Source organism: Rhodanobacter sp. FW101-FHT13A11 (genome assembly GCF_058790335.1).
The window spans coordinates 123,175-138,661 of sequence record NZ_JBYTCN010000008.1 but is presented as its reverse complement, the minus strand read 5'-3'; the positions used below and the strand labels follow the sequence as shown (position 1 = coordinate 138,661).

14 protein-coding genes and 8 tRNA genes are annotated in these 15,487 nt (G+C 65.7%); 3 read left to right on the top strand and 19 right to left on the bottom strand.

The genetic code is table 11. The annotated features are described in order from the left end of the window. Window positions 1–103 precede the first annotated feature (103 nt). The 15 genes from AC3WRN_RS10930 to rlmE all read right to left on the bottom strand — a co-directional run bounded on the left by AC3WRN_RS10930 (window position 104) and on the right by rlmE (window position 10,826). A tRNA-Asp gene (locus tag AC3WRN_RS10930) sits at window positions 104–180 on the bottom strand. A 9-nt stretch (window positions 181–189) separates the two neighbouring features. Beyond that, window positions 190–264, bottom strand: a tRNA-Val gene (locus AC3WRN_RS10925). Between the two features lie 19 nt (window positions 265–283). Beyond that, a complete protein-coding gene (locus tag AC3WRN_RS10920) occupies window positions 284–556 on the bottom strand; it encodes an HU family DNA-binding protein (protein ID WP_007511239.1) in 273 nt (90 codons plus the stop codon). A gap of 348 nt (window positions 557–904) precedes the next feature. Then, window positions 905–3,379 (bottom strand): endopeptidase La, encoded by a 2,475-nt coding sequence (lon, locus tag AC3WRN_RS10915; RefSeq protein ID WP_492622971.1) that lies wholly within the window; start codon window positions 3,377–3,379, stop codon window positions 905–907. Between the two features lie 175 nt (window positions 3,380–3,554). Further along, window positions 3,555–4,847, bottom strand: coding sequence for an ATP-dependent Clp protease ATP-binding subunit ClpX (gene clpX, locus AC3WRN_RS10910; protein ID WP_068095613.1), 1,293 nt, complete (start codon window positions 4,845–4,847; stop codon window positions 3,555–3,557). A gap of 109 nt (window positions 4,848–4,956) precedes the next feature. After that, on the bottom strand, window positions 4,957–5,586 hold the full coding sequence (gene clpP, locus AC3WRN_RS10905; RefSeq protein ID WP_068095615.1) for an ATP-dependent Clp endopeptidase proteolytic subunit ClpP: 630 nt from the start codon (window positions 5,584–5,586) through the stop codon (window positions 4,957–4,959). A 38-nt stretch (window positions 5,587–5,624) separates the two neighbouring features. Then, window positions 5,625–6,917, bottom strand: a complete 1,293-nt coding sequence (gene tig, locus AC3WRN_RS10900; RefSeq protein ID WP_068095616.1) for a trigger factor — start codon at window positions 6,915–6,917, stop codon at window positions 5,625–5,627. A 92-nt stretch (window positions 6,918–7,009) separates the two neighbouring features. Beyond that, window positions 7,010–7,094, bottom strand: a tRNA-Leu gene (locus AC3WRN_RS10895). 274 nt (window positions 7,095–7,368) lie between these two features. Beyond that, window positions 7,369–7,444: transfer RNA gene (locus AC3WRN_RS10890), tRNA-Lys, on the bottom strand. 20 nt (window positions 7,445–7,464) lie between these two features. After that, a tRNA-His gene (locus AC3WRN_RS10885) sits at window positions 7,465–7,541 on the bottom strand. A gap of 13 nt (window positions 7,542–7,554) precedes the next feature. After that, a tRNA-Arg gene (locus tag AC3WRN_RS10880) sits at window positions 7,555–7,631 on the bottom strand. Between the two features lie 24 nt (window positions 7,632–7,655). Continuing rightward, window positions 7,656–7,732 (bottom strand) — tRNA-Pro (locus tag AC3WRN_RS10875). Window positions 7,733–7,909: 177 nt separating this feature from the next. Continuing rightward, a tRNA-Arg gene (locus AC3WRN_RS10870) sits at window positions 7,910–7,986 on the bottom strand. Between the two features lie 234 nt (window positions 7,987–8,220). Continuing rightward, the gene (gene ftsH, locus AC3WRN_RS10865) at window positions 8,221–10,179 is read right to left on the bottom strand and encodes an ATP-dependent zinc metalloprotease FtsH (protein WP_201028661.1); all 1,959 of its coding nucleotides are present in this window, start codon (window positions 10,177–10,179) and stop codon (window positions 8,221–8,223) included. Further along, window positions 10,176–10,826, bottom strand: coding sequence for a 23S rRNA (uridine(2552)-2'-O)-methyltransferase RlmE (rlmE, locus tag AC3WRN_RS10860; protein ID WP_068095618.1), 651 nt, complete (start codon window positions 10,824–10,826; stop codon window positions 10,176–10,178). The genes ftsH and rlmE overlap by 4 nt, the downstream gene beginning before the upstream one ends. Window positions 10,827–10,907: 81 nt before the next feature. Between rlmE and AC3WRN_RS10855 the strand changes: the two genes are divergently transcribed. Both AC3WRN_RS10855 and AC3WRN_RS10850 read left to right on the top strand, forming a co-directional pair. Then, complete coding sequence (locus tag AC3WRN_RS10855) at window positions 10,908–11,204, top strand: YhbY family RNA-binding protein (RefSeq protein WP_492622970.1); 297 nt, start codon at window positions 10,908–10,910, stop codon at window positions 11,202–11,204. After that, a complete protein-coding gene (locus AC3WRN_RS10850) occupies window positions 11,204–11,572 on the top strand; it encodes an Mth938-like domain-containing protein (RefSeq protein WP_068095620.1) in 369 nt (122 codons plus the stop codon). The genes AC3WRN_RS10855 and AC3WRN_RS10850 overlap by 1 nt, the downstream gene beginning before the upstream one ends. Before the next feature lie 64 nt (window positions 11,573–11,636). On the opposite strand, the gene AC3WRN_RS10845 is transcribed toward AC3WRN_RS10850, so the two are convergent. The 4 genes from AC3WRN_RS10845 to surE are packed head-to-tail and all read right to left on the bottom strand — an operon-like array spanning window position 11,637 to window position 14,807. Then, window positions 11,637–12,665: a peptidoglycan DD-metalloendopeptidase family protein gene (locus AC3WRN_RS10845; protein WP_492623003.1), complete on the bottom strand. Its 1,029-nt coding sequence runs from the start codon at window positions 12,663–12,665 to the stop codon at window positions 11,637–11,639. Between the two features lie 52 nt (window positions 12,666–12,717). Beyond that, entirely contained in the window at window positions 12,718–13,326 is a 609-nt protein-coding gene (locus AC3WRN_RS10840) for a YqaA family protein (RefSeq protein ID WP_068095625.1), read from the bottom strand. Next, window positions 13,326–14,006: a protein-L-isoaspartate(D-aspartate) O-methyltransferase gene (locus AC3WRN_RS10835; protein WP_068095626.1), complete on the bottom strand. Its 681-nt coding sequence runs from the start codon at window positions 14,004–14,006 to the stop codon at window positions 13,326–13,328. Before AC3WRN_RS10835 ends, AC3WRN_RS10840 begins: the two co-directional genes overlap by 1 nt. A gap of 3 nt (window positions 14,007–14,009) precedes the next feature. Next, window positions 14,010–14,807, bottom strand: coding sequence for a 5'/3'-nucleotidase SurE (gene surE, locus AC3WRN_RS10830; protein ID WP_068095627.1), 798 nt, complete (start codon window positions 14,805–14,807; stop codon window positions 14,010–14,012). 125 nt (window positions 14,808–14,932) lie between these two features. Here surE and AC3WRN_RS10825 point away from each other — a divergent pair, with 125 nt between their 5' ends. After that, a complete protein-coding gene (locus tag AC3WRN_RS10825; protein WP_492622969.1) occupies window positions 14,933–15,481 on the top strand; it encodes a Smr/MutS family protein in 549 nt (182 codons plus the stop codon). The last annotated feature ends 6 nt before the right edge of the window (window positions 15,482–15,487 follow it).

Sequence of the window (15,487 nt, the reverse complement as noted above, 5' to 3'; positions counted from 1 at the left end):
CGGATGGCAGATGCCGCCGCGCCGGCCTGCATCCCGCCGATGCACGACACGGACACGCGCCGCTCAAATGACAAGGGCGCCACTCGGGCGCCCTTGCGAACTGTGGCGGAGTGGACGGGACTCGAACCCGCGACCTCCGGCGTGACAGGCCAGCATTCTAACCGACTGAACTACCACTCCGCATTTTTCTGGTGGGTGCTGTAGGGATCGAACCTACGACCATCGCCTTGTAAGGGCGGCGCTCTACCGCTGAGCTAAGCACCCGAAACCAAGCGTTAGCCGCTTAGTTTAGGGCATCCTTGAGGGTCTTGCCAGCCTTGAACGCAGGCACTTTCGAGGCCTTGATCTTGATCGCTTCGTTGGTGCGCGGATTGCGGCCGGTACGCGCGGCGCGCTTGCGCACAGTGAACGTGCCGAAGCCAACCACCGAGACATCCTCGCCCTTCTTCAACGACTTCTGCACGGTTTCGAAGAAGGCTTCGAGCGCGCGGCCCGCATCGGCCTTGGTCAGCTCGGCCTTCTCGGCGATGGCATTGATCAGATCGGTTTTGTTCATTGAAAAACTCCCTTGTTCGATTTCGCCTGACGCAGTCGTCCGTGAGGACGAGACAACGACGGCATGGATGGCTGGCTCGAGACTAACGCCGTAACGCAACCCCGCATCGCTGCGCTGAATGAAGTAACGCCGGGACTGCGGTATCGCCTTTATACCAGTGCCCTGCCGGAATCCGCAACACAAGCCACAGCAACGTTTCCGGAAGATTCGCGGCCCGCGAAACCGCTTGCAAAACAGGTGCCGGAAGACTAGGGCGAAACTTCGCCGACCCGCGGCGAAAACGGCAGAACCTGCCCTGCCGGAGCAGGACAGGTTCATGCGGATGCGGCAAGGAACGATCCGACCGGATCAATGCGTGAGCGAATGCGCTTCCGCCGATTCGCCAGCCACCGCAGTCGACGTCTCCGTCTTGGCCGGATTCGGCCGCAGCGGATGCTCCAGCGCGATGTCCAGCACTTCGTCGATCCAGCGCACCGGATGGATCTCCAGCGACGAGGTGATGTTGGCCGGCATGTCGGCCAGGTCCTTCTTGTTGTCCTCAGGAATGATCACCGTGGTGATGCCGCCGCGATGCGCCGCCAGCAGTTTTTCCTTGAGCCCGCCGATCGGCAGCACGCGGCCACGCAAGGTGATCTCGCCGGTCATCGCCACCTCGGAGCGCACCGGCACCTTGGTCAACGCGGAGACCAGCGCCGTGCACATGCCGATGCCCGCACTGGGGCCGTCCTTGGGCGTGGCACCCTCGGGCACGTGCACGTGGATGTCGAACTTCTGGTGAAACTCCGGATCGATGCCCAGCCGATCCGCGCGTGCGCGCACCACCGACAATGCGGCCTGGATCGATTCCTTCATGACGTCGCCGAGCTGGCCGGTGTGCACCAGCCGGCCCTTGCCCGCCACCACCGAGGCCTCGATGCTGAGCAGCTCGCCGCCGACCTGGGTCCAGGCCAGCCCGGTGACCAGGCCCACTTCGTTCTGCAATTCCTTGCGGCCGAAATCGAAACGGCGCACGCCCAGGTAATGGTCGAGGTTGGCCGAATCCACCCTGACCTTGCCGGGGGCGGCCTTCGCCTTGGCTTTGGTCGTTTTCGCCGGCGTCGCCTTCGCCTTGCCCTGCTTCACCTGGCCCAGGGCCAGCTCCTTGACCACCTTGCGGCAGATCTTGGAAATCTCGCGCTCCAGGTTGCGCACGCCCGACTCGCGCGTGTAGTAGCGCACGATGTCGCGCAGGGCGTCCTCGGTGACGCTAAGCTCTTCCGGCTTCAGGCCATTCGCCTTGAGTTGCTTCTTCAGCAGGTATTTCTGCGCGATGCCAAGCTTCTCATCCTCGGTGTAGCCGGGGATGCGGATGACTTCCATGCGATCCAGCAGCGGCCCGGGGATGTTCAGCGAGTTTGCGGTGGCGACCCACATCACCTCGGACAAGTCCAGGTCGACCTCGAGGTAATGATCGTTGAACGCGTGGTTCTGCTCCGGGTCGAGCACCTCCAGCAGCGCCGACGACGGATCGCCGCGGAAGTCCATCGACATCTTGTCGATCTCGTCCAGCACGAACAACGGGTTCTTGGTGCCCACCTTGTTGATGTTCTGCACGATGCGGCCCGGCATCGAGCCGATATAGGTTCGCCGGTGGCCGCGGATCTCGGCCTCGTCGCGCACGCCGCCGAGGCTCATGCGCACGAATTTCCGGTTGGTCGCCTTGGCGATCGACTGCCCCAACGAGGTCTTGCCCACGCCGGGCGGACCGACCAGGCACAGGATCGGTCCCTTCATCACGGATACGCGCTGCTGCACGGCGAGATATTCGAGGATGCGGTCCTTGACCTTTTCCAGGCCGAAGTGATCGGCGTCGAGCACTTCCTGCGCCAGCTGCAGGTCCTTGCGCACCTTGCTGCGCTTCTTCCACGGCACGCCGACCAGCCAGTCGAGGTAGTTGCGCACCACCGTGGCCTCGGCCGACATCGGCGACATCTGCTTGAGCTTGCCGAATTCCTGCCGTGCCTTGGTCAGCACGGCCTTGGGCATGCCGGAACCCTCGATCTTCTTCTGCAGCTCCTCGATCTCGTTCGGGCCATCCTCGCTGTCGCCCAACTCCTTCTGGATCGCCTTCATCTGCTCGTTCAGGTAGTACTCGCGCTGGCTCTTCTCCATCTGCGACTTGACCCGGCCGCGGATGCGCTTCTCCACCTGCTGCAGATCCATTTCGCCATCGACCAGGCCGATCAGCAGCTCCAGCCGCTGGCCGACGTCGGCGGTCTCCAGCACCTTCTGCTTGTCGGCCATGCGCACGGACAGGTGTGCGGCGATGGAGTCCGCCACGCGCGACGGATCGTCGATGCCGGACAGGCTGGCCAGCACTTCCGGCGGCAGCTTGCGGCTCTGCTTGACCAGCTGTTCGAACAGCGAGATCAGCGTGCGCGAGACCACGTCGAGCTCGCGTTCCTTGGCGTTGTAGACCGGCTCGATCACGCGCGAGCGGGCGGTGAGCATGCCGCCCTCTTCCTGGAAATCCTCGATCGCCACGCGCGACTGGCCCTCGACCAGCACCTTGACCGTGCCGTCGGGGAGTTTCAGCAACTGCAGCACGCCGGCCAGCGTGCCGATCTGGTGCAGGTCGGAGGCCTCCGGGTCGTCGATATCCGGGCTTTTCTGCGCGACAAGCAGGATCTGGCGCTCGCCCTCCATCGCGCGCTCCAGTGCGCGCATGGACTTGTCGCGACCGACAAACAGCGGGATGACCATGTGCGGGTAGACCACCACGTCGCGCAACGGCAACACCGGCAGAGCGTCCAGCACGACAGGAAGGGGGGCGTTCTTGGCCATGGGGAAAGGGGTCCCTCGGGATTCGGATCTGGGTGCGTCCCGACACTGCGCCGGGCGTTTCAACTCGTCAAGTGGAGGCGGCCGGAGGCCGACTCAAGGCATGCGGACCGCCGAAAACAAAACGGCCCCGGCAAATCCGCCGGAGCCGTCGTTGCGACAGACCGAGTAAAAATCGTCAGGCTGCGTCGCCGCCTTCGCCGGCAACGCGCTGCTGCAGGCTGCCGCGGTAGATCAGGTAGGGCTCGGCCTGGCCTTCGATCACCGCGTCATCCACCACCACCTTGCTGACGTGCTCCAGCGAAGGCAGTTCGTACATCGTGTCCAGCAGCACCTGCTCCAGGATGGTGCGCAGGCCGCGTGCGCCGGTCTTGCGCTTGAGCGCCTTGCGGGCGATCGCCTGCAGCGCCTCGGGGCGGAACTCCAGCTCCACCTCCTCCATCTCGAACAGCCGCCTGAACTGCTTGGTGACGGCGTTCTTCGGCTCGGTGAGAATCTTCACCAGCGCCGCCTCGTCCAGCTCGTCCAGCGTGGCCACCACCGGCAGGCGGCCGACGAATTCCGGGATCAGGCCGAAACGCACCAGGTCGGCCGGCTCCACATCGGCCAGCACCTTGCCCAGGTTCTCGGTGCGCTCCTTGCTGCGCACCTCGGCGGAGAAGCCGATGCTGGTATTCTCGGAGCGTTGCTGGATGACCTTCTCCAGCCCGGCGAACGCGCCGCCGCAGATGAACAGGATGTTCTTGGTGTCGACCTGCAGGAATTCCTGCTGCGGATGCTTGCGCCCGCCCTGCGGCGGCACCGAGGCCAGCGTGCCCTCGATCAGCTTCAGCAGCGCCTGCTGCACGCCTTCGCCGGATACGTCACGGGTGATCGACGGGTTCTCGCTCTTGCGCGAGATCTTGTCGATCTCGTCGATGTAGACGATGCCCGACTGTGCCTTCTCGACGTCGTAGTCACACTTCTGCAGCAGCTTCTGGATAATGTTCTCGACATCCTCGCCCACGTAGCCGGCTTCGGTCAGCGTGGTGGCGTCGGCGATCGTGAACGGCACGTTGAGCAGGCGCGCCAGCGTTTCGGCCAGCAGCGTCTTGCCCGAACCGGTCGGGCCGATCAGCAGGATATTGGACTTGCCCAGCTCGATGTCGTCGCTCTTCTGGCGCGACTCGATCCGCTTGTAGTGGTTGTACACCGCCACCGCCAGCGCCTTCTTGGCGCGGGTCTGGCCCACCACGTACTGGTCCAGCGATTCGCGGATCTCCTTGGGCTTGGGCAGCTGGGTGCGGCCGGAAGCCGCCTTTTCCTCCAGCTCCTCGCGGATGATGTCGTTGCACAGCTCCACGCACTCGTCGCAGATGAACACGGACGGACCCGCGATCAGCTTGCGCACTTCATGCTGGCTCTTGCCGCAGAACGAGCAATAGAGAATCTTGCCGCTGTCGCTGGAACGCCCCTGCCGGTCGTCGCTCATACTTTCGATCCCGCTGGTAAATCTGTGTGCGCCGCGAGAATAGCACAGGGCCCCGCGCCTGCCTGCAGGCGCAGAGCCCATCCCGCGACCCTGGGGTTCAGCCCGGAAATCAGGCCGATTTCACCGTTTCGCCGGCCCGTTTGTCGAGCACCTCGTCGATCAGCCCGTAAGCCTTGGCGTCGACCGGACTCATGAAACGGTCGCGTTCCATGTCCGCCTCGATCTTCTCCAGCGGCTGGCCGGTATGCTGGACGTACAGCTTGTTCAGGCGTTCGCGGATATACAGGATCTCGCGCGCCTGGATCTCGATGTCGGTGGCCTGGCCCTGCGCGCCGCCCGAAGGCTGGTGGATCATGATGCGCGAGTTCGGCAGGGCGAAACGCTTGCCCTTGGCGCCTGCCATCAACAGGAACGAGCCCATGCTGCAAGCCTGGCCGATGCACATCGTGCTGACGTTCGGCTTGATGAACTGCATGGTATCGTAGATCGCCAGACCAGCCGTGACCGCGCCGCCGGGACTGTTGATGTAGAAGTTGATGTCCTTGTCCGGGTTCTCCGACTCCAGGAACAGCATCTGCGCAACGATCAGGTTGGCGACCTGATCGTTGACCTCGCCCACCAGGAAGATCACCCGCTCCTTCAACAGGCGCGAGTAGATGTCGTAAGAGCGCTCGCCGCGAGCGGTCTGCTCGACGACCATCGGTACCAAATTGAGGTTCTGGATCGGATCCATGGCCATGTTTGCAGCTCTCCGCTTGATGGGCCTGGCGAAATCGCTCAGGCGTTGACCGGGCGCATCACGTCGTCGAAGCTCAGGTCCAGCTGGTTGGTCCTGGCATGTTCCGCCACCCACTCTGCCACCTGGTCTTCCATCACGCGATTCTGCAGCCCGGACATCAGTTGGGGGTCGCCGTTGTAGAGTTCAATGACCTTCTCCGGCTCCTCGTAGGTCGAGGCGATCGCCGCCAGCTGCTCGGCCACGCGCTTGCGGTCGATCTTGATCTCGCGCTTGCGGGCGATTTCGCCCATCAGCAGGCCGGCGATCACCCGCTTGCGCGCGATCGGCATCGCCGCATCGATCAGCTGCGGGGGCGGCTGCTGGCCCTGCGGCACGCTGCCGGCGGCCAGGTTGCGCGCCTCGGACTGCACCATCAGCCGCGGCACGTCCAGCCCGGTGTGCGCGTCGGCCAGCTTCTCGGCCACCTCGGACTTCAGGCGACCCATCAGCGCCGCCTTCAACTCGCGCTCGAGGTTCGCACGCACTTCCTTGCGGAACGCCTCCAGGTCGCCGTCGGCAATGCCGAACAGCTTGGCGAACTCGGCATCGACCGCCGGCAGCTTCGGCTCCTGCACCTTGATGATCCGGAAACCGACCTTGGCGGTCTTGCCTGCCAGCTGCTCGTTGCGGAAATCCTCCGGGAAGGCGATCTCGGCATCGAAATCGTCCCCGGCCTGGCGACCTGCCAGTGCCTCGTCGAGCGCCTTGAACAGGGTCCCCGAACCCAGCACGCTCCCCGCACGCTCCAGGCCCTCGGCCGGGAAGCGGTAGTCGCCGGCTTCGGCCGAGTACTCGAACATCACGAAATCGCCCTCGACCGAAGCGCGGTCCACTTCATCGAAGCTGCGGCGCTGCTGGCGCAGGGTTTCCAGCATCTTGTCGATGTCGGCATCGGTCACCACCGCCACCGGGCGGGTGATCTCGAGGCCGGCGACGTCGATCTCGGGGAACTCCGGCATGATCTCGAACGTCGCGGTGTAGGCGATCTCGCCGTTCTCCGGCTTGCCGGTGGTGTCGATCGCCGGATTCGCGATCGGCTGCAGCTTCTCCTGCTGCACCGCCTCGCGCAGCGTGCTGCCGATCAACTCGGACAGCACCTCGCCCCGCACCTGGTCGCCGAAACGCTGCTTGATCACCGTCGTCGGCACCTTGCCCGGGCGGAAGCCCTTCAGGCGCACCGTGCGGCCCATCTCCGCAATGCGCGCGCTCACCTGCGTCTCGAACCGCTCCGCCGGAAACTTCACCGTGAGCTTGCGCTCGAGCGTGCCGATGTTCTCAACCGAAACCTGCATGACGTCTCCTGGTACTACCTGATGTTGTGGACCCGCCACAGGGGCCCTGGCGACAACGGTCGCCTGCAAAAACTAAGGAAACCAGCGGGACATGGTGCGAAAGGGGGGACTCGAACCCCCACGGGGTTAACCGCCAGAACCTAAATCTGGTGCGTCTACCAATTCCGCCACTTTCGCCTCGCCATCCCCGCCAGACGTACGTAACTACAGGATTCTCAACCCGATTGCCACCTGCCGGGAAAATCCGGCAGTGGCCCGGCCCTGTCGGTCGCGCCCGTCTAAGTCGATGATTCCCTTATACGAAAGCGGACCATTTTACGGTCGCCCCACCGTGCAGCACAAGCGCATGGCCAAGGCCGTCGCACACGCTCCGGACTGCAGCGGGGCGCCGTCGTGCCACGCGGCACAAAAAGCAAAACGCCGATCGCATGCGATCGGCGTTTTGCCAGATTGGTGGGCCGTGAAGGATTCGAACCTTCGACCAATTGATTAAGAGTCAACTGCTCTACCAACTGAGCTAACGGCCCAGGAAACCTGGGTTTGAAACTGGGGTGGATGATGGGATTCGAACCCACGACAACCGGAATCACAATCCGGGACTCTAACCAGCTGAGCTACATCCACCATCGTTTGATACTGGTGCGCCAGACAGGACTCGAACCTGCAACCGTCGGCTTAGAAGGCCGATGCTCTATCCGGTTGAGCTACAGGCGCAGTCGCTGCAGCAGAACGTGTCGCTGGTCGGGGTAGAGGGATTCGAACCCCCGACTTTTGCGTCCCAAACGCAACGCTCTACCAGACTGAGCTATACCCCGTTATCGAACCCCGACATGACCCGCCGGAGCCTTGGAATGTTACGGGTGACACCTTGCCCAGTCAATCCGTATCGAAGCACACCTTGTGACACCGAACCATCGTTTTCAACGCAAGGCAGCCATCACCTCCGTCGAAAACAAAACGGGGCGCATGCACCCCGTCTCGCCGAATAAAAATGGTGCGCCCGGAGAGATTCGAACTCCCGACCACCTAGTTCGTAGCCAGGTACTCTATCCAACTGAGCTACGGGCGCACTGAAAAACTTGTTTGCCGCTTCGCTTCGATGCTCGGCACCGAGGCGGTGAAGCAAGAAGCGGAATTATTCAGACTCCATCCGCCTGCGTCAACCCTTTTTGAAAAATTTCTTCATCGAGTTTCATCATGTCGTGCCGATGCCGGTCGAGCCGATGCCGACCGCCCATGTGCGGAGGGCGGCCCATGGCCGCCCTCTTCCATCGTTGCATCAGGCAACAGCCTGGCCTACCGCTCAGCCGTCCAGGCCCGTACGACTCTGCGGCGCCGGATCGCCCACCTTGCCCACGGCCGAGCCCGCACCGCCCTTCGGCGGCGGAGGCGGCGGCGTGGTGCCGGCCGAGGCGTCCTTGGTCCAGTCCGCCGGCGGACCGGGCACGCGACCGGCCATGATGTCGTCGATCTGGTGCGCGTCGATCGTCTCGTACTGCAGCAAGGCCTCGGCCATGGCATGCAGCTTGTCGAGGTTCGCCGTCAGCAACTCCTTGCTGCGCGCATAGGCACGGTCGAGGATGCCGCGCACCACCTCGTCGATCTTGCTGGCGGTCTCGTTGGAGATGCTCTTGTGCTGGGTCACCGAACGGCCCAGGAACACCTCGTCCTCGTCCTCGCCGTAGGTGATCGGGCCCAGTTCGTCGGACAGGCCCCACTTGGTCGCCATGTTGCGCGCCATCTTGGTGGCCCGCTCGATGTCGTTGGAGGCGCCGGTGGTGACCTTGTCGGCACCGAAAATCAGCTCCTCGGCCACCCGGCCGCCGTACAGCGAACACAGCTGCGACTGGATCGCCACGCGGTTGATGCTGTACTTGTCGCCCTCGGGCAGGTACATGGTGACGCCCAGCGCGCGCCCGCGCGGGATGATCGTGACCTTGTAGACCGGATCATGCTCGGGCACCAGCCGGCCGACGATGGCATGGCCGGCCTCGTGGTAGGCGGTAAGCTTCTTCTCGTCCTCGCTCATCGCCATCGAGCGACGCTCGGTGCCCATCAGGATCTTGTCGCGCGCCTTGTCCAGGTGGCTCATGCGCACCTCGCGCGCGTTCTCGCGCGCGGCGAACAGCGCCGCCTCGTTGACCAGGTTGGCCAGGTCGGCGCCGGAGAAGCCGGGCGTGCCGCGCGCGATGGTCATCGCGTCGACGTCGCTGGCGGTCGGCACCTTGCGCATGTGCACCTTGAGGATCTGCTCGCGGCCGCGCACGTCGGGCAGGCCCACCACGACCTGGCGGTCGAAGCGGCCCGGGCGCAGCAACGCCGGATCCAGCACGTCGGGACGGTTGGTCGCGGCGATCACGATGATGCCTTCGGTGCCCTCGAAGCCGTCCATCTCGACCAGCAGCTGGTTCAGCGTCTGCTCGCGCTCGTCGTGGCCGCCGCCCAGGCCGGCGCCGCGATGGCGGCCGACCGCGTCGATCTCGTCGATGAAGATGATGCACGGCGCGTGCTTCTTGGCCTGCTCGAACATGTCGCGCACGCGGCTGGCGCCCACGCCGACGAACATCTCGACGAAGTCGGAGCCGGAGATCGAGAAGAACGGCACCTTCGCCTCGCCGGCGATCGCCTTGGCCAGCAGGGTCTTGCCGGTGCCGGGCGGGCCGACCATCAGCACGCCGCGCGGAATCTTGCCGCCGAGCTTCTGGAAGCGGCCCGGATCGCGCAGGAACTCGACCAGCTCGCCGACCTCCTCCTTCGCTTCGTCGCAACCGGCGACATCGCTGAAGTTGACCTTGATCTGGTCCTCGCCCTGCAGCTTGGCGCGCGAACGGCCGAAGCTCATCGCGCCGCGGCCACCGCCGCCGGACTGCATCTGGCGCATGAACCAGATGAACACGCCCACGATCAGCAGCACCGGCAGCCAGCTGATCAGCAGGCCGATCAGCGAGAAGCCCTCGGACGGGTCCTGGCGGACCTCGACGCCCTTGTCCTGCATCTGCTTGACCACCGCGTTGGTGGAGAAGCCGAGCATCGGCGCGACCGTGCGGAACGGGCTGCCGTCCTTCAGCTTGCCACTGATGGTGGCCGGCTGGTCGGCGCCGATCGTGGCGGTGGCGACGTTGCCGTTGTCCACGCTTTGCACGAACGAGCTGTACGGCAGGTCGGACGAGGCCGCGCCGCGCGGGTTGAAGCTCTGGAACACGGTGAACAGGACCACCGCGATGATCACCCAGAGCAACACGTTTTTCGCTGTTTCATTCATGCACGGTTCTCGCCCGGATGCGCGACGGTTGGCTTGAACCCCACCGCCAGCGCGTACACCTCACGCGAACGTGCGCGAGAGGCCTTAGGTTTACGCATGGTTACGCGGGTGAAGTCCGCACGCAAGCTGCGCAAGTAATCATCAAAGCCGACTCCCTGGAACAATTTGATCAGGAACGAGCCGCCCGGCCTGAGCCACTGCCGACTGAAATCCAGCGCCAGTTCGGCCAGGCCCATGGCCCGGATCTGGTCAGCCAGCGCCACTCCACTCATATTGGGGGCCATATCGCACAGCACAAGATCCACCCTGAGCCCTTCCAGGCGGGATTCCAGCTCGTGCAGCACGCTTTCTTCGCGGAAATCGCCCTGCAGGAAATCCACCCCGGCGATGCTCTGCATCGGCAGGATGTCCAGTGCGAACACCTTGCCGCTGTCGCCCAGCCGGTTGCGCACCAGCTGCGACCAGCTGCCCGGCGCCGCGCCGAGGTCGACCACGTTGATGCCCGGCTTCAGCAGGCGGTCGCGCTCGATCAGTTCCTCCAGCTTGTACACCGCACGCGAACGCTGGCCCTCGGCCTGGGCCTTCTTCACATATTCGTCATTGAAGTGTTCGCGCAGCCAGACTGCGCTGCTCTTGCTGCGGGCCATGTCGTCACAGTCGCCGATTGGGGAACGGGATGGCGCATGATACCCTTTGCCGTTCATTTACCGCGAATCGAGCACCGCCGCATGGCCCTTTCCCCCTCGCAGATCCGCTACCTGCGCAGCCTCGCCCATGACCTGAGCCCGGTCATCCTGCTTGGCAACAAGGGCGCCACCGAGGCCGTGGTGAAGGAACTGGGCCTGGCGCTGGAGATCCACGAACTGGTCAAGGTGAAGCTCTCCGGCGGCGACAAGGACGAGCGGCAGGCCCAGATCGACGTGCTGACCACCGGCACCGGGGCCGAGCCGATCCACCAGATCGGCCATGTCGTGGTGCTGTTCCGCCGCAACACCGACGAGCCGAAGATCGCCCTGCCACGCTGATGGACCTGTCGCTCGAACGTCCCGAGGGCTACCTCTACATACGCCGCGTCGGTGCGCGCGGCATCACCGTGATCGATCGCGAACTGGTCGCGAGCTTCCTGCTGACGCCCGACCAGGCGATCGAGGACTGGCCGGTGACCGCCGCCGGTACCTTGGACGCCGGCCATGTCGAGGCCCTGCTGGCGTTGCGGCCGGAACTGGTGATCCTGGGCACCGGCGAACGCCAGGTCTTCCCGGCAGCGGCGTTCATGGCGGGTTTCCTGCGCAAGGGCGTCGGCATCGAGGTCATGGACAACGCCGCTGCCGCACGCACCTACAACCTGCTCGCCGGCGAAGGGCGCCACGTGGTCGCCGCGTTCATTCTTTAGCGCTCGTCCCTGATCGCCAAAATCACACGGGCGGCCATCCATGGCCGCACTATTCACAAAGAGCTTATTTTCCTGGCAGGTAGCCCAGCGGATCGACCGGATTGCCGTCCTTGCGGATCTGGAATTCCAGCTCGTCGCGGGTGGTGCCGGTCGAGCCCATCTCGGCGATCTGCTGGCCCATGCTGACCCGCTGGCCTTCCTTGACCAGGCGCTTGCGGTTGTGGCCGTAGGCGGACAGGAAGCTGTCGTTGTGCTTGATGATCACCAGCTCGCCGTAGCCGACCAGGCCATTGCCGCTGTACACCACCACGCCATCGGCGGCGGCGCGCACCGGATCGCCCGACTTGCCGGCGATCCCGATCCCGGGAATCGCGTCACCGCTGCGGAACCGGCCGATCACGGTGCCATCGGCCGGCCAGCGCCATTGCACGCCGCTGACCACGCGCGAGACACCCGCAGCGACCGGTGCCGGGGGCGGCATGGTCGCCGGCGGGGCGGTCGGCACACCGGCGACCGGCACCGCGGCGGTAGCTGCCGCGACGGCGGCCGGTGCAATGGCGTGGCCCGGGATGGTCGCGGCGGTCGCCGGCGGTGCGGCCGACCCGCTGGCGACTGGCGTGGCGGGCGCCGCAACAGGCGCCGTCACCGGCTCGAACACGGGTGCGCCCGCAGCGGGGGAGGGACTGGCCGCCCGGCCGGATGCAGCTGCGACCGGCGGAGCACTGGCCACATGGCCGGGCATGGCCGCCGTGTGCGGCACCGCCGCCCCGGCCGGCGGCGACAGAGTCAACTTCTGTCCCGGCCAGATCGTGTATGGCGCGGCAACCCCGTTCCACTGTGCCAAGTCGCGGAAATCCACGCCCTTGCGGAACGCGATCGAGTACAGCGTGTCGCCCTTCGCCACTACGTAGCTGCCACCCGGTATCGGCGTACGCGAGGGCGTCGGCGCTACGTGGGCCGGAAGGTTGCCGTAGCTGCTGCCGGCCACCGGCTCCACCACGACCGAGCTGCGCAGGGTGCCGCAGGCGGCGAGCAGCGCGGTCGCAGCCAGGACGGCCAGCCTTGGGAGATATCGGTCCATGCGTTCCAGCATACCGAGGCGGGCGGCATTTTTCATGCAACCCCGCCCGCCGGGGCAACCCCGCTCAACGCAGCCAGAACCACCACACCAGCAGTAGGGCCAACGCCACCAGCGCGATCCAGCCGATCCACTCGATGTACTTGTGCAGGATATGCTCGGCGCGTTCGCCGAACAGGCGGATCAGCAGCGCCAGCAGCCATACGCGCTTGCCGCGGCCGAGCCCGATGCAGGCCAGGAACGGCAGGATCGGCACGCCGATGATGCCGCAGGCCCAGGTGACGAACTTCATCGGCACCACCGGCTGCAGCGCGGCCAGGATCAGCACGCCGAACATGCCCCAGCGATGTTCGACCATCTGCTTGCTCAAGGTCGCCACGCCCTGCTCGATCGGCGCCAGCAGGTGCAGCGTGCCGAGCACCGGCCGCAGGGCATGGAACGCCCAATGGCCCAGCATGTAGCCCACCAGCGCGCCCAGCAGCGAAAACAACAGGCTGATGTTCGCGAAGAAGAACGCCTTGTGCCGCTTGCCCAGCATCATCGGCGCCAGCATCACTTCCGGCGGAATCGGGAAGATGAACGACTCGACGAAACTCAGCCCGGACAGGTAATACAGCGCCCTCGGCTCGCGTGCCCAGGTCAGCGCACGCGCATAAAGTGCCCCGAACAGGCGCATCAGCCGATCCCGCCCAGCAGCGGCACGAAACTGACCGCGCCCAGTTCCTCCTGGATGAAATCGCCCTGCCCGTCGCCGCGCATGCGGATCAGGGTCTGCCGGCTGGGCGAGCCGACCGGCGCCACCAGCACGCCGGTGGGGCCGAGCTGGTCGAGGATGCGGGTGGGGATGGTGTCGCCGGCGGCGGTGAGGATGATCGCGTCGAACGGCGCCTCGTCCGCCCACCCCAGCTTGCCGTCGTCATAGCGCGAGCGCAGGTTGGTCAGGCCGAGCTGGCGAAAGCGCCGGCGCGCCTGGCGCAGCAGCGCCTCGATCCGTTCCACCGTGAACACCTGCGGCACCAGTGCCGCCAGCACCGCGGCCTGGTAGCCGGAACCGGTGCCGATCTCCAGCACTTTCTGCGGGATGCCGAACTCGATCAGCGCCTCGGTCATGCGCGCCACCACCCACGGTTGCGAAATGGTCTGGCCGTGGCCGATCGGCAGCGCGTCGTTTTCGTACGCGCGCGAATGCAGCGCCTGGTCGATGAAGTGGTGCCGCGGCAAGTTGCGGATCACCTCGATCACCCGCGGATCGCGAATGCCGCCTTCCCGCAGGATCGCCACGAGCCGGTCACGCGCGCGTTGCGAGGTCATCCCCTCGCCCTTCAGGTCCGCGGCAGGCAATGGATAGACGGTCATGGCTCAGGCCGCCTCGTCACTGCTGGTCCGGCCGGATGCCAGCGCGTCGCTCAGCGGCCGCATCCAGCTGCTCACTTTCTCCAGCGCCTGGAACCGGGTCAGGTCGACATGGATCGGCGTGACGGAAACGAAGCCGCGCCGCACGGCATTGAAATCGGTGCCGGGGCCGGCATCGTCCACCTCGCCAGCCGGGCCGATCCACCAGATCGGCCGGCCGCGCGGATCGGTCTGCGCGATGCACGGCGCGGCACGATGGCGGCGACCCAGCCGGGTCACCTCGAAGCCCTCGATCTGTGCCCACGGCCGGTCCGGCACGTTGACGTTGAGGATGGTGTCGGCCGGCAGCGGATCGACCAGCAGCCGCTGCATCAGCAGCAACACCGCCTTCGCCGCCGAGTCGTAATGCACGCCCTTGTGGTCGTGGCTGACCAGCGACACCGCGATCGCCGGCAGCCCCAGGAAGCGCCCTTCCATCGCCGCCGACACCGTGCCGGAATAGATCACGTCGTCGCCGAGGTTGGCCGAGTTGTTGATGCCGGACACGACCATGTCGGGCTCCTCGTCCAGCAGGCCGGACAGCGCCAGGTGCACGCAATCGGTCGGGGTGCCGGCCACGCGGTAGTAGCCGTTGCCCATCGGCAGCACGCGCAACGGCGCGTCGAGCGTCAGCGAATTGCTGGCGCCGGAGCGGTCGCGATCCGGCGCCACCACCGTCACTTCGGCCACTTCGCCGAGACGCTCGGCAAGCACGTGGATGCCCGGGGCATCCACGCCATCATCGTTGCTGACCAGAACTCGCATGACGCTCCGTCGAAAGCTGACTGCAGGCGCGCCGACGGTCCCGTCGAGGCGCGCATTTCATTGCCTGAAGTCTACCGGAGCGCGCCGCCGGTTTCACTCGCTGCGCCATTGGGTAGCATGGGCGCATGAAGCGCCGCACGCCCGCCCCGATCGACGCCGAGGACAGCCGCCTGTTCCGCGAGGCGATCGGCGACGTGCGCCCGCTCGACCCGGTGGCGGCGCCGCCGGCCGCCACCCGGCCGGCGCCGCATCCACGCATGCTGGAGGCAGACGAAGCCGCGGTGCCGGGCGAATTGCTGGACATGGCGTTCGACCCCGCCGCGATCGAGGTGGGCGAGGAACTGGGCTATCTGCGCGACGGTTATCCGCCGAAGCTGCTGCGCCAGCTCAAGCGCGGCCAGTTCAGCGTGCAGGACGACCTCGACCTGCACCAGATGAACGCCGCCGCCGCGCAGGCCAGCATCACCGCCTTTCTGGCCGAGGCGAAGCAGCGCGGCCTGCGCTGCGTGCGCATCGTGCACGGCAAGGGGCTGCGCTCGAAGGCCGCCGGACCGGTGCTGAAGGGCCTTGCCGACCGCCTGCTGCGCCGACGCGACGACGTGATCGCTTTCGCCTCGGCGCGGCCGGCCCTGGGTGGCACCGGCGCGGTGATCGTCCTGCTACGCTCGAGCTGACTTTCT

Coding starts and splice junctions, on each gene's coding strand:
- tig (WP_068095616.1), bottom strand. CDS start 6,917: ATGCAGGTTTCGGTTGAGAACATCGGCACGCTCGAGCGCAAGCTCACG.
- clpX (WP_068095613.1), bottom strand. CDS start 4,847: ATGAGCGACGACCGGCAGGGGCGTTCCAGCGACAGCGGCAAGATTCTC.
- AC3WRN_RS10855 (WP_492622970.1), top strand. CDS start 10,908: ATGGCCCTTTCCCCCTCGCAGATCCGCTACCTGCGCAGCCTCGCCCAT.
- AC3WRN_RS10850 (WP_068095620.1), top strand. CDS start 11,204: ATGGACCTGTCGCTCGAACGTCCCGAGGGCTACCTCTACATACGCCGC.
- AC3WRN_RS10845 (WP_492623003.1), bottom strand. CDS start 12,665: ATGCTGGAACGCATGGACCGATATCTCCCAAGGCTGGCCGTCCTGGCT.
- clpP (WP_068095615.1), bottom strand. CDS start 5,586: ATGGCCATGGATCCGATCCAGAACCTCAATTTGGTACCGATGGTCGTC.
- AC3WRN_RS10920 (WP_007511239.1), bottom strand. CDS start 556: ATGAACAAAACCGATCTGATCAATGCCATCGCCGAGAAGGCCGAGCTG.
- surE (WP_068095627.1), bottom strand. CDS start 14,807: ATGCGAGTTCTGGTCAGCAACGATGATGGCGTGGATGCCCCGGGCATC.
- rlmE (WP_068095618.1), bottom strand. CDS start 10,826: ATGGCCCGCAGCAAGAGCAGCGCAGTCTGGCTGCGCGAACACTTCAAT.
- AC3WRN_RS10825 (WP_492622969.1), top strand. CDS start 14,933: ATGAAGCGCCGCACGCCCGCCCCGATCGACGCCGAGGACAGCCGCCTG.
- AC3WRN_RS10835 (WP_068095626.1), bottom strand. CDS start 14,006: ATGACCGTCTATCCATTGCCTGCCGCGGACCTGAAGGGCGAGGGGATG.
- ftsH (WP_201028661.1), bottom strand. CDS start 10,179: ATGAATGAAACAGCGAAAAACGTGTTGCTCTGGGTGATCATCGCGGTG.
- AC3WRN_RS10840 (WP_068095625.1), bottom strand. CDS start 13,326: ATGCGCCTGTTCGGGGCACTTTATGCGCGTGCGCTGACCTGGGCACGC.
- lon (WP_492622971.1), bottom strand. CDS start 3,379: ATGGCCAAGAACGCCCCCCTTCCTGTCGTGCTGGACGCTCTGCCGGTG.